Origin of the sequence: Enterococcus sp. DIV1307a (assembly GCF_050537425.1) — a bacterium.
Lineage (GTDB): Bacteria > Bacillota > Bacilli > Lactobacillales > Enterococcaceae > Enterococcus > Enterococcus faecalis.
In genome coordinates this window covers 1,909,922-1,925,592 of record NZ_CP172914.1, presented here as the reverse complement: position 1 = coordinate 1,925,592, position 15,671 = coordinate 1,909,922, and the positions used below count along the sequence as shown (strand labels likewise).

The 15,671-nt window shown below is 37.8% G+C and carries 9 protein-coding genes; 8 read left to right on the top strand and 1 reads right to left on the bottom strand.

Annotated features, from left to right (window positions below):
- Positions 1 to 133: 133 nt before the first annotated feature.
- The 7 genes from IGL90_RS09315 (at position 134) to asnS (ending at position 13,923) form a co-directional block, all read left to right on the top strand.
- Complete coding sequence (locus tag IGL90_RS09315; protein ID WP_002381593.1) at positions 134 to 4,489, top strand: PolC-type DNA polymerase III; 4,356 nt, start codon at positions 134 to 136, stop codon at positions 4,487 to 4,489.
- A gap of 211 nt (positions 4,490 to 4,700) precedes the next feature.
- Positions 4,701 to 6,158: an amino acid permease gene (locus IGL90_RS09310; RefSeq protein ID WP_002356790.1), complete on the top strand. Its 1,458-nt coding sequence runs from the start codon at positions 4,701 to 4,703 to the stop codon at positions 6,156 to 6,158.
- A gap of 217 nt (positions 6,159 to 6,375) precedes the next feature.
- Positions 6,376 to 7,752 carry a hypothetical protein gene (locus tag IGL90_RS09305; RefSeq protein WP_048737998.1) on the top strand — a complete coding sequence of 459 codons (1,377 nt, stop codon included), beginning with the start codon at positions 6,376 to 6,378 and terminating at the stop codon, positions 7,750 to 7,752.
- A gap of 180 nt (positions 7,753 to 7,932) precedes the next feature.
- On the top strand, positions 7,933 to 10,722 hold the full coding sequence (locus tag IGL90_RS09300; RefSeq protein WP_048738000.1) for an ATP-dependent DNA helicase DinG: 2,790 nt from the start codon (positions 7,933 to 7,935) through the stop codon (positions 10,720 to 10,722).
- Between the two features lie 75 nt (positions 10,723 to 10,797).
- Positions 10,798 to 11,316 carry a DUF5590 domain-containing protein gene (locus IGL90_RS09295; RefSeq protein ID WP_002382785.1) on the top strand — a complete coding sequence of 173 codons (519 nt, stop codon included), beginning with the start codon at positions 10,798 to 10,800 and terminating at the stop codon, positions 11,314 to 11,316.
- A gap of 38 nt (positions 11,317 to 11,354) precedes the next feature.
- Positions 11,355 to 12,554 carry a pyridoxal phosphate-dependent aminotransferase gene (locus IGL90_RS09290; protein WP_002359774.1) on the top strand — a complete coding sequence of 400 codons (1,200 nt, stop codon included), beginning with the start codon at positions 11,355 to 11,357 and terminating at the stop codon, positions 12,552 to 12,554.
- Positions 12,555 to 12,570: 16 nt separating this feature from the next.
- Entirely contained in the window at positions 12,571 to 13,923 is a 1,353-nt protein-coding gene (asnS, locus tag IGL90_RS09285) for an asparagine--tRNA ligase (RefSeq protein WP_048738003.1), read from the top strand.
- Between the two features lie 22 nt (positions 13,924 to 13,945).
- Here asnS and IGL90_RS09280 read toward each other — a convergent pair whose 3' ends face one another.
- Entirely contained in the window at positions 13,946 to 14,929 is a 984-nt protein-coding gene (locus IGL90_RS09280; protein ID WP_430604638.1) for a Gfo/Idh/MocA family protein, read from the bottom strand.
- A 166-nt stretch (positions 14,930 to 15,095) separates the two neighbouring features.
- Here IGL90_RS09280 and IGL90_RS09275 point away from each other — a divergent pair, with 166 nt between their 5' ends.
- A complete protein-coding gene (locus tag IGL90_RS09275) occupies positions 15,096 to 15,620 on the top strand; it encodes a hypothetical protein (RefSeq protein ID WP_002382789.1) in 525 nt (174 codons plus the stop codon).
- The last annotated feature ends 51 nt before the right edge of the window (positions 15,621 to 15,671 follow it).

Genomic DNA, 15,671 nt, shown 5'->3' with positions numbered 1-15,671 from the left:
GAAAAGAAACAAGATTGTTTTTTTACAAAAAACGAGTATACTTAATAGAGAAGCGAATGCAGAGAAACCGAAAAAAGGCACTTGACAGATTTGTCTGAGGGCCTTTTTTCAATGATAGAAGGAGGTTCATTTTGTGACAGAAAAAGCACGCGATTTATTTGATAAACTGATGACGCAAATTCAGTTAGATGACACAGCGAAAGAACATCCCTTAATTCAAAATGGCCGGATTGACAAGGTCATTGTTCACCAACAAAGTCGCTTATGGGAATTTCATTTAAGTTTTGATGAATTGATGCCAGTGATGCTATATCAAACATTTATGCAACAATTGGAACTAGCTTTTCAACAAATTGCGCAGGTTTCCGTTCAAATAACCACAAATCAGACAACATTTACAGAGGAACAATTAACGGATTATTGGCAGTTGGCCTTGTTAAATAGTCAATGCAATACGCCGTTAGTTCAGAAAGTCTTAAAAACACAGACACCACAATTTGAAGATCGGAAAATTATCTTACCTGTTGACAATGAAGCAGTTATTCCTTATTTGAAGCAACAATATTTACCAATTATTGAGGAACTTTATTTCTCTTACGGGTTTCCTAAATTTCATATTGAACCAAAAATGGATCAACAGCAAGCTGCAGAAGTGCTGAAAAAGTTTGAAGAGCAAAAATTAGAACAAGCCGCAGCCTTTCAACAACAAGCTGCTGAATCGCTTGTTAAACATGAACAAATGAAAAAAGAAAAACAACAACAAGCGCCTGCTTTTGATGGTCCAATTCGTTTAGGTCGGAATATTCCCAATGATGAACCCATTATGCCAATGGGAAATATACTGGAAGAAGAACGCCGGATAACGATTGAAGGCTTTATTTTTGATAAAGAAGTGCGTGAATTGCGTTCTAAACGAAAAATTTTAATTTTGAAAATTACTGATTATACTTCCTCTTTCGTGGTGAAGAAATTTTCGAATGGGGAAAAAGATGAACAAGTTTTTGATGCGATTCAACCGCAAAGTTGGATTCGTGTTCGTGGTAGTGTACAAGAAGATACCTTCATGCGTGATTTAGTCATGAATGCTCAAGATTTGATGGAAGTCGCCCATGCGCCAAGAAAAGACTACGCGCCAGAAGGTGAAAAACGTGTAGAATTACACATGCATAGTAACATGAGTACAATGGATGCGACCAATAAAGTCGGTGACTTAGTGGCGCAAGCGGGGAAATGGGGGCACAAGGCCATCGCAATTACGGATCATGGCGGCGCCCAAGCGTTTCCTGATGCCCATGCTGCAGGTAAAAAAGCAGGCGTTAAAATTTTATACGGCGTGGAAGCCAATATTGTTGATGATGGTGTACCTATTGCTTACAACGAAGAACATATTGAATTAACAGATGCTACCTATGTGGTCTTTGACGTGGAAACAACGGGGCTTTCCGCTGTTTATGATACAATTATTGAATTGGCCGCTGTCAAAATGCACAAAGGAAATGTCATTGAGACATTTGAGCAATTTATTGATCCTGGCCATCCATTATCTCAAACAACGATCAATTTAACTGGGATTACAGATGAAATGGTGCGCGGTTCAAAATCCGAAGAAGAAGTTTTACGCATGTTTAAAGAGTTTTCAGAAGGAACTATTTTAGTGGCCCACAACGCTTCTTTTGATATGGGGTTCTTAAACACAAGTTATGGCAAACATGGAATACCTGAAGCGGCTAATCCCGTCATCGATACATTAGAATTATCCAGATTCTTGTATCCACATTTCAAAAGCCATCGTCTAAATACCTTATCGAAAAAATTTGGCGTCAACTTAGAACAACATCACCGCGCCATCTATGACTCGGAATCAACAGGTCATTTGTGCTGGATTTTCTTAAAAGAAGCGAAAGAGAATCATGATATGCATTTCCATGATGATTTGAATCGTCATATTGGCGAAGGAGATTCATACAAACGAGCTCGACCTTTCCATGCAACGATTTTAGCAACAACTCAAGCAGGATTAAAAAATCTTTTTAAATTGATTTCGATGTCCAATGTAGATTATTTTTTCCGAGTACCACGGATTCCTCGTTCGCAATTATCGAAGTTAAGAGAAGGGCTTTTAATCGGTTCCGCATGTTCAAACGGCGAAATTTTTGAAGCAATGATGCAAAAAGGTGTCGAAGAAGCAAAAAATCGTGCCAAATTCTACGATTATATTGAAGTTATGCCCAAACCAGTTTACGCGCCATTAATTGAACAAGAATTGGTGAAAAATGAAGCAGATTTGGAAGAAATTATTAGTAATCTAGTGAAAATCGGTGACGAACTTGGCAAGCTGGTTGTCGCCACTGGAAATGTTCATTATTTAAATGAAGAAGATGCCATCTATCGGAAAATTTTAGTCGGGTCTATGGGTGGCGCTAATCCGTTAAATCGCCATAGTTTACCAAAGGTTCATTTCCGAACCACCGATGAAATGTTAACGGAATTTCAATTTTTAGGACAAGACGTCGCTAAGCGAATTGTAGTAGAAAATCCCAACAAAGTCGCTGATTTATGTGAAGAAGTTATTCCAGTAAAAGACGATTTGTATACGCCGAAAATTCCTGGGTCTGAACAAGAAATCACTGATTTAAGCTACAATCGTGCGCGCGAATTGTATGGCGATCCTTTACCAGAAATTGTCGAAAAACGGTTAGAAAAGGAACTGAATTCGATTAACGGGAATGGTTTCTCGGTCATTTATTTAATTTCTCAAAAACTGGTGCATAAAAGTAATGAAGACGGCTATTTAGTCGGTTCACGGGGCTCTGTCGGTTCGAGTTTTGTTGCGACAATGACAGGGATTACTGAAGTAAATCCTTTAGCGCCACATTATTATTGTCCTGAGTGTCAATATTCTGAGTTCTATGAAGATGGTTCCTATGGTTCAGGGTTTGATATGCCTGAAAAAGCCTGTCCAAAATGTGGTGCTCGATTGTTTAAAGATGGTCACGACATTCCTTTTGAAACGTTCTTAGGGTTCCATGGCGACAAAGTTCCCGATATCGATTTGAACTTTTCTGGCGATTATCAAGCCGAAGCCCATAACTACACGAAAGTTCTTTTTGGTGAAGAATATGTCTACCGGGCAGGAACCATTGGTACAGTAGCCGACAAAACAGCGTATGGCTTTGTTAAAGGATATGAAAGAGATCATAATTTACATTTGCGCGGCGCTGAAATTGATCGCTTAGCTAAAGGTTCAACAGGGGTTAAACGGACGACTGGGCAGCATCCCGGCGGTATTATTGTAATTCCTGATTACATGGATGTTTATGACTTTACGCCAATCCAATACCCTGCTGATGATCAAGAGGCAGAATGGAAAACGACGCACTTTGATTTCCATTCCATTCACGATAATATTTTAAAACTTGATATTCTAGGACATGATGATCCGACCGTGATTCGGATGTTACAAGATTTATCTGGGATTGAGCCAAAAACAATCCCAACAGACGATCCAGAAGTGATGCGTATTTTTGAAGGACCTGATGTTCTAGGTGTGGATGCAGAGCAAATTTATTCTAAAACAGGAACTTTAGGAATTCCTGAATTTGGGACACGTTTCGTTCGAGGTATGTTAGAACAGACCCATCCATCAACTTTTGCAGAATTACTTCAAATTTCTGGACTGTCTCACGGAACTGATGTGTGGCTAGGGAATGCAGAAGAATTGATTCGTCGTGGCGAAGCCAATCTTGCTGAAGTAATTGGTTGTCGGGATGATATCATGGTATATTTAATTCATGCTGGTTTGGACAGTGGGATGGCCTTTAAGATTATGGAAACGGTACGTAAAGGACAATGGAATAAGATTCCTGATGAACTACGGGATACGTATTTAAATGCGATGAAGGAAAACAACGTCCCTGACTGGTATATTGATTCTTGTTCTAAAATTAAATATATGTTCCCGAAAGCCCATGCGGCAGCATACGTATTAATGGCATTGCGGGTCGCTTACTTTAAAGTTTATTTCCCAATCTTATATTACTGTGCATTTTTCTCCGTTCGGGCGGATGACTTTGACTTAGTGGCAATGTCACAAGGGAAAGAAGCTGTGAAAGCACGAATGAAAGAAATTACGGACAAAGGGATGGACGCCTCCACTAAAGAGAAAAACTTATTAACGGTTTTAGAATTATGTAATGAAATGTTGGAACGAGGCTATAAATTTGGCATGATTGATTTGTACAAATCAGATGCTGAAAATTTTGTGATTGAAGGGGATACCTTGATTGCACCTTTCCGAGCAGTGCCAAGTTTAGGCCTCAACGTAGCGAAAGCCATTGTTGCTGCGCGAGAAGAGCAACCGTTCTTATCGAAAGAAGATTTGGCAACACGAGGCAAAGTTTCTAAAACGTTAATTGAATACATGAATGAAAATGGTGTCTTAAAAGACTTGCCAGATGAAAACCAATTATCATTATTTGATATGTTATAAAAGAAAAATCTCTTAGAAAAAGGCTGGTGAAGCAACTTATTCACCGGCCTTTTTTAGTCATCAAATAAATTAGAAAATCATTGCTAGAAGCGTTTTAATTACTTATTAAAAAGCCATCTTTATTTAATTATGTTGAGCTTGTGCATAAAAAGTAAAATGCTTATGATAAATGAAGAGCTTTATTTTTTTTAATAAGAAAGGAATTGGTTATATGGACAAAAAGCAATTACGATGGTTCACCGTCGGGTTAATTGCCTTTAACATGGTCTGGGGTCTTGGAAATGTTGTGAATAATTATGCACAACAAGGGATTTCAGTGGTCACTTCATGGCTTTTGATTTTAGTTTTATATTTTATTCCCTATGCGTTAATCGTAGGACAGTTAGGTTCAACATTTAAAGACAGTAATGGTGGGGTTAGTTCGTGGGTGCAAAATACCAGTACTAAACGTCTAGCCTATTATGCAGCATGGACTTATTGGGTAGTGCACATTCCTTACTTGGCACAAAAACCACAAGCAATTTTAATTGCCTTAGGTTGGGCAGTTCAAGGGAATGGAAACTTAGTCAATACGATGCCAATCGTAACGGTATCATTTATTTCATTAATAATTTTCTTGGTTTTCTTGTTATTATCAACAAAAGGGTTAACCACCTTAAAAGTTATTGGTGGTTTAGCTGGAACCGCCATGTTTGTGATGTCTATTTTATTCATTTTATTAGCGGTAGGCGCACCATTTATTAATTCAACGGTTGAATTTGCGACGCCAAACATGTCACAAGTCAGTACTTACATTCCTAAATTTGACTTTAGTTATTTTACAACCGTATCAATGTTAGTTTTTGCGGTAGGTGGCGCTGAAAAAATTTCTCCTTACGTAAATGCAACTAAAAATCCAGCCAAAGAGTTCCCTAAAGGAATGATTTTCCTAGCGGCAATGGTTGGTTTATCGGCTGTTTTAGGTTCATTTGCAATGGGAATGTTATTCTCAAGTGACAATATTCCTAAAGATTTAATGGCAAATGGTGCCTATAGTGCCTTCCAAAAATTAGGCGCATATTATGGTGTCGGTAATCTCTTAATGATTGTTTATGCTTTGACGAATACAGTGGGTCAAGTGGCTGCGTTAGCCTTTTCAATTGATGCTCCACTGAAAATTCTTTTAGCTGAAGCAGATCCAGAATTTGTTCCAAGTTGGTTACGTAAACGTACGAAAAAAGGTACGTTAATTAATGGTTACCTATTAACAGGTATTTTAGTAAGTATTATTATCGCTTTACCGATGTTTGGGTTGAAGGACATGAACGAAGTGGTTAAATGGCTAACTAACTTAAATTCTGTAGTTATGCCAATGCGTTACTTGTGGGTCTTCTTTGCCTATATGCTTCTAAACAAAGCATACAAACAATTTAATTCAGAATATAAATTTGTTAAAAATCCTAAAATTGGTTTTGTGTTTGGTCTTTGGTGTTTCCTATTTACAGCCTTTGCTTGTATCCTAGGAATGGTGCCTAAATTTGAGTATGCCTCAGACCCTCAAGGCTGGTTGTTCCAATTAGCTTCTAACATTGTGACACCAATCGTCTTAATTCTATTAGGAATGATTTTACCAGCAATTGCACGTCGCGAGAAAAAAGACACGATTTTGCCAATTGATTCAGCAGAATAATTGGTTACATGTTTCAAGGATAAAATAGTCAGTTTAAGTATTTTGCGTGAGATAAATGGTCAATAGGACTGTTTGTCTCACGTTTTTTTCTGTCGATTTTTCTCTAAAATTTCTATTGTCTCTTAAAAATATGAGAAAATCAGAAGAATTTCTCCTGTATACTAAAGGTATCTATCATTAAAAATGGTTATTAACGGAGAATAAGGAAGTGAACCTCATGACTAAAACACTTGAAACACAACCAGAAGAGAAAACGGTCTTTCTTTGTAAAGAAACGAATCCAGATTTTTTAGGACGAGAAATTTATGCGGATAATGTTGAAACACCGTATAATTTTTACTTAATTCGCAAGCTTTATTTAGCGAAAGAGTACCAAAATTTAGCAGAAGGGGAACAATTTTTTGAGGCTTTATGTGAAAGTTGGGATGAATCAGAACAGTTTGAAGAGTTAATTGTTAAAAAGATTCATGTCTATGTTGAAACGGAGTTAATGTACTACACTGTTTATTTTGGAAGCTTTGAGCCGACCACTCGTGACTTACGATTCGCACTGAAACAATGGATGTATGAAATACCGACAACTAAAAATAAAAAAACAGTCCGTATGAATGAAACCAATGTGCAAGTAGTGCCGCAAGAAAATCAATTAACGGAATTAGCTGGTGAAATTGCTGTCTTACGTGAAATGTTGACACTTTTAAAAGAAAATTTAGCCTCCTTAAATGAAGCCGTTAATCAAACGAGAAATCCCGTCATTTCTAGACAAATAAAAACGATCCATTTGAAAAGAGCTTCTCCTGTGATAGCCGCAGAACAGGCATCGCTGAAAGTATCAGAGGATACTAATCTGGAACAACCAGACGTCAATCTATCGCCTGATAATCTGGAAAATCAAGAAGGTGAAACAACTGTAGCAACAAGTGAAGCAGTGCTTCCCGTTAACAAACTAGTACTTGAAGAACCAGCGAAAGAACCAGTGTTATCTGAACCAGCGCCAATTAAAGAAGCACAGCCAGAAAAAAAACAAGAAAACCAGCAGAGTACCGCGGCAAAACCTTTATTTACTTTTCCACAAGAAACAGAAAAAAGCTCGCTAAATTCAGTAAATAAGTCTGCCGAAAAAGAAGAGGAGCAGAAGCCAGAAAAAGAAGCTGTCTCTATGGAAAGTGAGAAAGAAAATTCATCAAGTCGGACAATTCCTGCAGACTTTCAACGACAATTGGACGAATTAGAAGAGGAAATTTATCGTCGCTTTATGAGTCGCCAGTTAGAGGATACTGATGGAAATCAAGCAGTACCGAAAATAACGATTGAAAAAAGACAGTTAGAAGCACAAATGTTTGAAGCAAAAGCATTCTCACAATCATTTAAACAAGTTCAAAAGAAAAAGGCAGGAGACGTGCGAATTTGCAATCAGTTAAGTTGTATGAAACTAGAAAAAGGATTAGATAAATTTTTAGACGAAGTTACAGAATATGTTGAAAAGCGGACACTATTTAATAAAAAGGTTCGTTGTCCGCTCCCAGTAATCAGAGAATTGGAAGGCTATGGGCAATTAAACCAGTATATGCAGAAAATCCTTGACTGTTATTAATCGTTTATTTAGGAGAAGGTAAGACAAAACCGTTCAATTTATCAGCTTTTAAGCCTGAAACAAAAATCACTTTGGATTTTTGTTTCAGGCTCTTTCTTATTATTTCTGGAAAAGATTTCAAGAGAATTTTTGAAATACTAGTGAAAATCCTATAAATTGTAGTATAATTTTCAAAGATGAATGAAAGGCGTGAAGTCATTGAAAGACAAACAAGTGTATGCAGTAGTTGACCTTGAAACGACTGGAACAGATCCTACAAGTGATCGGATCATTCAGTTTGGATGCGTTCTCGTTCAAGATGGAAAGATTATTGCGAACTTTGCGACAGATGTGAATCCCAATCAAGTAGTACCAAAACAAATTCAAAGTTTAACGGGGATTAGTAATACGCAAGTTCAAAAAGCGCCTTATTTTGAAGATGTAGCATATACAATTTATCATTATCTGGAAGATACTATTTTTGTGGCGCATAACGTCCACTTTGATTATAATTTTTTAGCTCGTGAACTGGTACGGTGTGGCACGCCGCCACTTACCATTCCAGCCATTGATACAGTGGAATTGGCACAGATTTTTTTACCGACAGAAAAAAGTTTCCGTTTAAGTGATTTGTCGGAAAGCTTAGGTTTGTCTCATGAGAATCCCCATCAAGCAGATAGTGATGCGCAGGTTACAGCCGAACTTTTGTTATTAATTCAAGAAAAAATGAAATCTTTACCATTAGTCACTATGGAAAAAATTGCGGAATTAAGTCAACAGACAGCGCGGGAAACCAGTGCTTTTATTCAACAAACGTATGAACAAATGAAAAAACAAGTCACACCATTAAATCCAGCTTATCAAGTGGTCAGTGGCATTGCTTTACGCAAAAAAGAAGTTCCTCTTTTTGAAGAAACGTTCTATCAGACTAGTACGTATCCCAAAACTAAAAAAGCCAAAGAAAAACTGTTTGGCGAACGTTTCGCTTATCGTGCGGAACAGAGTCGGATGATGAATTTAGTCTATGATCATTTTACAGAAGGAACGACAAAAGATTTATTTATTGAAGCGGCGACTGGAACGGGAAAAACATTAGGCTATCTGTTGCCGATGAGCTATTTAGCAACGCCAGAAAAACCAGTCATCATTTCAACAGTTTCGATTGTTTTACAAAATCAATTAGTGGAAAAAGATTTACCATTAGCCAATCAAATCTGCCAAGGGAAATTACGAGGCATTGTTATTAAAAGCCATCGACACTATCTTGATTTACAACGCTTTAAGGCAACGTTGAATCAGCCAACTCCGCAAAAACAATACGCTCTTTATCAAATGGGCGTTCTCGTCTGGTTGCTAGAAACAGAAACGGGCGATTTAGATGAACTACAATTGACGAATTTAAATCATTTATTCTGGAAAGAAGTTACACATCGCGGATTGGATTTTCTTTCAAAAAAAGATGAACTTTATGAAGTTGACTTTTTAAGACATCTGTATAAAAAAGTCGCTCAAAGTAACGTGTTGATTGTTAATCATGCATTTTTGGCGCAAGAGTCGCTAAGAAAACAACCGTTATTACCTGAAAGTCCGTGGCTAATTATTGATGAAGCACATCATTTACCAGACATCGCTAGTCGGATGGCGAGCGAACGAGTGAACAGCGTGATACTAAAAAAACAAGTCACGCATTTTATTGAAAAAGAACAACTTTTTGTTGCTTTACAGCAAATTTTTCAACAGTTTTCTGAAGAGCAGCGGCTTGTAAAAATTTATCAGCAAGGTTTACTGGATTTTGTGGATGAATGGCAAGATTTTCTTTTTGAACTGCATCGTTTATTTAGTAAAACGCAGAAGCGAATAGACCATCAGGAGTTGCTTTTAACCAAAGAACGTATTGATTATTTATCTGCTGCGGGAGAAAAACATAGTCAAACGCTCCAGCTTTTACTGCAGGAGCTGTTGACTATTCAAAGTAAGTTACAGCAAACAATTATGAGTCAGTTGGAAACCTTTAGTTTGGCTGATCGCATCGTTTTTGTTCGCTTGTTTCAATTTTTTGATGAAATTGAACGTATTCATCACTGTTTTACCATTTATCTTGATGATTGGCGTCCACGTTGGGTAAAAGAATATTTACCACAAAATGAAGACCATGGCTTGATTGAAATTCATGACTTAGAAGCTAGTTTGCTTCCTGAAACAAAGTGGTATCCGCGGTATGAACGAATTATTTATACAAGCGGCACATTGAAGTTTGGCAACAATAAAAAGTATTTACCGCAACGGTTAGGTTTAACAGAGGTGACGTTCAAAACCCTGCCAACGCCATATAACTATGCAGAAAATGCGCGAGTCTATGTACCGGAAGAAGCAGTAGCCATTCAAAATGCCTCTTCCTATGAAATGGGTCAATACATTTCAGATACCATTGAAAAATTGATGGCGCAAGAGGAACGTTCGATGTTGGTTCTTTTTACTTCGCATGAATTATTGTCCACCGTGTATCATCAAGTCCAGCCGAGATTATTGGAAAAAGGACAAGAGGTCCTCGCCCAAGGGATTAGCGGCAGTCGTGAAAAAATTCTTAAACGGTTCTCTAATGGAAAACCAAATGTCTTGCTAGGAGCCGATAGCTTTTGGGAAGGTGTGGACTTACCAGGAACAGCTTTACAGTTATTGATAGTCACGCGTTTACCTTTTGAAAACCCGAAACGACCACTTGTGCAAGCAAAATATGCGTATTTAGAAGCAGAAGGGATACAACCATTTGCTCAAGAAGCGGTACCGAAAGCAGCCTTACGTTTGCGACAAGCACTGGGCCGTTTAATCCGTTCTGAAGAAGACAGAGGGGCATTGCTGATTCTGGATCGTCGTTTAGTCACTGCAAAATATGGCAAACGATTAATCAAAGCGTTTCCTAAGGGACTCTCAGTAAAAGAAGCGCCCATGCCTGAAATTTTAGAAGAATTAAAGGAATTTTTAAACAAATAATCGATTATTTTTAGGTCATATTTGTGAAAGGCCGCTATTTTTCTGCTATAATAAGACCCAGTAAGTTTAGAGAGGATGGAAGGATTTTTGGAGGAATTAGAAGAAAAGAAAGAGAAGAAACGGATTACTGTCCTTTTAACCCTATTGGCAATCCTTTTAGCAATTCTTGTAACAATAATTATCTTTTTTGTACGAACCAATCAACCAATGGCTCAAGCCAAAAAAGAAGCAACCGCAATTGCCAAAACTTCTGCTAATTTAGAAACAGTTGATAAATTTTACTGGTTTACACGCAAAAATACGTATTTTACTTTAACCGGCAAAAATGATAAAGGCACAGAGATTGTCGTGATTGTCCCTAAATCGGGAGAAAAAGTCACGGTCTTAAATCAAAAAGATGGTCAAACTGAACAACAAATAACAGACATTGTTGCTAAAGCCCATCCCGATGAATCGGTGATGAAAGCTACGTTAGGGCTTTATGATAAGCGCCCTGCATGGGAAGTGGTCACCGAAAATGATCAAGGAGTACTAACATATTATCTTATGAGCTTTGATAAAGGCGAAGAGATCAACGTTGTCAAAGATATTTAATTTAGATAGGTTTTGATGAAAGTGGGAGTGAAAGGTGTATGAACGTATCAAATCGAGCACAGCAATTGACTCCTTCTGTTACATTAGCAGCTGCCGCCAAGGCGAAAGCATTAAAAGCAAAAGGTGTAGATGTTTTAAGCTTAACGGTTGGGGAACCAGATTTTGTAACCCCGAAAAATATTCAAAAAGCAGCAATTGCTTCAATTGAGGATGGAAGAGCAAGTTATTACACACCTTCTGGCGGCATTCCTGAATTAAAGCAAGCAATTGTCTCTTATGTGGAACGAGAATATCAACTTCGTTATCAACCCAAGCAAGTTATTGTGACAGATGGTGCCAAATATGCGCTGTATCTATTATTTCAAGCCATTTTGAACGTTGGGGACGAAGTGATTATCCCTGTCCCTTATTGGGTAAGTTATGGTGAACAAGTCAAATTAGCAGAAGGCAAGCCAGTATTTGTATCAAGCACGCAAGAGCAATCATTTAAAGTGTCAGTCGCACAATTAGAAGCTGTACGAACGGACAAAACAAAAGCAATCATTTTAAATTCACCATCTAACCCAACTGGTGTTATTTATACGGAAGAAGAATTACGCCAAATTGGTGAATGGGCAGTTGCTCATAATATCCTCATTATTGCAGATGATATTTATGGTCGTTTGGTGTACAATGGACATCGGTTCACACCAATTGCAACCATCTCAGAAGCAATTCGTCAACAGACAATCATTATTAATGGTGTTTCCAAAACATATGCAATGACAGGCTGGCGCATTGGTTTTGCAGTCGGTGATGAAAAAATTATTCAAGCAATGACACAACTCGCTTCACAATCCACCAGTAATCCAGTCGCAGTTAGCCAATATGCGGCAATTGAGGCTTTAACAGGTGAACAGTCGACAGTTGAAGACATGCGTCAGGCCTTTGAAAAACGCCTGAATCATATCTATCCAAAAGTAGCAGCTTTGCCAGGTGTTTCGCTAATAAAACCTGAAGGCGCCTTTTATCTATTCCCGAATGTCAAAAAAACGTTAGAAATTTGTGGGTATGATAACGTGACTAACTGGGTGGAAGATTTATTACAAGAAGCGCATGTTGCTCTGGTAACGGGAGAGGGCTTTGGTGCACCAGAACATGTGCGGATGAGCTATGCGACAGATTTAATGACGTTAGAAAAAGCGATTGAGCGAATGAATGACTTTATAGAAAAGAAACGAATTCAGCACAACGCCTAAAAGAATAAACTAAGAAATGAACGGAGAGACAAACGTGGAACAAATTCAAATTATTGATTCAAGCAAACATGTTGGAGAAACAGTAAAAATTGGCGCTTGGATTGCTAACAAACGCTCAAGCGGGAAAATTGCCTTTTTACAATTACGTGACGGGACAGCCTTTTTCCAAGGTGTCGTGTTCAAACCAAACTTCATTGAAGCCTTTGGTGAAGAAGCTGGTACAGAAAAATTCCAAGAAATTAAACATTTATCACAAGAAACAGCAGTCATGGTTACTGGTGTTATCAAAGAAGATAGCCGTTCTAAATTCGGCTATGAAATGGATATCACTGATTTAGAAGTCGTTGGCGCTTCAGAAGATTACCCAATTACGCCGAAAGAACACGGCACAGATTTCTTAATGGATCATCGTCATTTATGGTTACGTTCAAGCAAACAACATGCGATCATGTTAGTTCGTAACGAAATTATTCGTGCTACTTACGAGTTCTTTAACGAACAAGGATTCATTAAAATTGATAGCCCAATTTTAACAGGCTCAGCACCAGAAGGCACAACAGAATTATTTGAAACAGATTACTTCGGACAACCAGCATTCTTATCACAAACAGGTCAATTATATGCAGAAGCTGGTGCGATGGCATTTGGAAAAGTCTTTACTTTTGGACCAACTTTCCGTGCGGAAAAATCCAAAACTCGTCGTCACTTAACGGAATTCTGGATGATTGAACCAGAAATGGCATACACAACTCATGAAGAATCACTAGATATTCAAGAAGCCTACGTAAAACATTTAATTAAATCGGTATTGAAAAATCAACAATATCCATTGGATGTTTTAGAACGTGATACAGCGTTACTGGAAAAATATGTTTCGGAGCCATTCAAACGTATTACTTACGATGATGCGATTGAGTTATTACAAAAAGAAGAAGCAAACAATGATTATGATCACATTGAATGGGGCGAAGACTTTGGTAGCCCACATGAAACCTTTATTTCAAATTACTATGGCGTTCCAACATTCATTTTAAATTATCCAAAAGCAATTAAAGCCTTCTATATGAAACCACATCCAACACGTGAAGATGTTGTAATTTGTGCCGATTTAATTGCACCAGAAGGTTATGGTGAAATTATCGGTGGTTCAGAGCGTGCAACTGATTATGATTATTTGAAAGAAAAAGTAGCTGAGTTTGGCTTATCAGAAGAAGAGTACAGCTGGTATTTAGATTTACGTAAATACGGTTCTGTGCCACATTCTGGCTTCGGATTAGGTTTAGAACGTGCTGTTACGTTCATTACTGGTAATGAACACATTCGTGAAGCGATTCCGTTCCCACGTATGTTAAACCGTATTTATCCATAGAGAACAAATAAAAAAGAGAACTTCAGCAAAAGCCGAAGTTCTTTTTTTTATTCTGCCATAATTTTTGCATCTGGTCCAAAATATCAATGACTTCTGTCGTGAAAAATAAGGAGCGGTTGGGTTGTGTACCTTTGATTGCTTCAACCATATTGTAGATTTCATAATTCATGGCTTCAGCTGAGTACCCAGAAACGATGGTCTCAACCGTACCGTCATTGTAGTGAACAATCGCTTCATCTGCACGTGGATAATCTGTAATGGTAATATAGGCATCTTCAAAAGCAACAATTCCTTGCTTTGGCATTTTTGCTTGGAATGTTAATGAAATAGTAGCCAACTCATTTTCTTTATTCCGAAGCAATGTCACCGATTGTTCATCAACGCCAGTAGAGAAAGGAACCATGCTAGAAGCTAAAACGTCTGGCTGTGAGCTGAGAAACCAACGAGCAAACGAAACCGCATAAGTACCAATATCTAACAATGCGCCGCCTGCTAAGTCAGGATTAAAAAAGCGATTTTTAGGATCGGGTTCTTTGTAACTTCCAAATGGTGCTTGAATCATTTTTAACTGACCAAATTTGCCAGCATCCATCAAGCGACGTAATTCGTCGTATAGTGGCATGTTAAAAATAGTCATGGCTTCTGCTAAAATAAGGTCATTTTTTTCTGCAACTGCCAAGGCTTGTTTTAATTCTGCCGCGTTCATCGTAATAGCTTTTTCACACAACACATGTTTTCCGGCCTGGAGCGCTTTTAAAATGTGTTCAGCATGTTGTTTATTTGGCACTGCTATATAGACAACATCGATTGTTTCATCTGCTAGCAATTCTTCATAAGAACCATAGGCTTTAGGGATTGAATAATCAGCGGCAAATTGTTCTGCTTTAGACAATGTCCGTGAAGCAACAGCTGCAAGTTGGCTAGTTTCTTGTTTAAACGTTGAAGCAAATTCGTGGGCAATCCCACCTAATCCTACGATGCCCCATTGATATAATTTTTTTGTCAAAAGAAGTCCTCCTAATCTATGCAATTTCTTCAAATCTTCTTCATTATTTATTATACTGTAAACAAGAGAAATTAGAAAACAAGGACAATTTTGTAAATATGATAAAATCCAGAGATAAAAAGATGCTTTTTTTAGAGAATTTCAGTAAAATAGAAAATGGAGGCGAATGATTATGCATCAAGTTTATGTAGATATTATTGTTGACGCAATTATTGAACAGTACCAAACAGAAGAAAATTTTTACTCCGCTTATCAAATTCAAGCAGCCGATTGGCAAGCTTGGAAAGAAGGCCAATTTGGTTTGGACAATGAAGTCATGCAAAAAATTAAGAATTTGTTTACGGATTATGAGTGGATGCTGACTCAAAAAATACTCCGCCAAACCATCTTATTTCCGGAAAAACGTAACCTAGCTGTTTCGGAATATAAACGGTTAAAAACAACAATTGCCAAAAAATGGCTACAATCTGATTTGGGCGTTGTAGAATTGATTCCTAACAATAAACAGGAACAAGAAATTGCTGCTGGTTATATTGATTTGAAAGTGACGCTGGCCTATGGCGAATGGGGTTTTGATGACATTATTACATTCCGGTTACCAGCTACGATTCAACGACAATTGGAAGGTTCAAAAGTTGAATTATTAGATTGGGTCAATGAAAATCTGATGGATACTTACGTAGGTGAATAACGAATAGGAAGGATGGTCTTTTGAAATACACAATTGCTGGGATTTTATCTG

Excerpts from the sequence above, each read along its gene's own strand:
- IGL90_RS09310 (WP_002356790.1), top strand. The coding sequence starts at position 4,701 with ATGGACAAAAAGCAATTACGATGGTTCACCGTCGGGTTAATTGCCTTT.
- IGL90_RS09305 (WP_048737998.1), top strand. The coding sequence starts at position 6,376 with ATGACTAAAACACTTGAAACACAACCAGAAGAGAAAACGGTCTTTCTT.
- IGL90_RS09300 (WP_048738000.1), top strand. The coding sequence starts at position 7,933 with ATGAAAGGCGTGAAGTCATTGAAAGACAAACAAGTGTATGCAGTAGTT.
- IGL90_RS09295 (WP_002382785.1), top strand. The coding sequence starts at position 10,798 with ATGGAAGGATTTTTGGAGGAATTAGAAGAAAAGAAAGAGAAGAAACGG.
- IGL90_RS09290 (WP_002359774.1), top strand. The coding sequence starts at position 11,355 with ATGAACGTATCAAATCGAGCACAGCAATTGACTCCTTCTGTTACATTA.
- asnS (WP_048738003.1), top strand. The coding sequence starts at position 12,571 with ATGAACGGAGAGACAAACGTGGAACAAATTCAAATTATTGATTCAAGC.
- IGL90_RS09275 (WP_002382789.1), top strand. The coding sequence starts at position 15,096 with ATGATTATGCATCAAGTTTATGTAGATATTATTGTTGACGCAATTATT.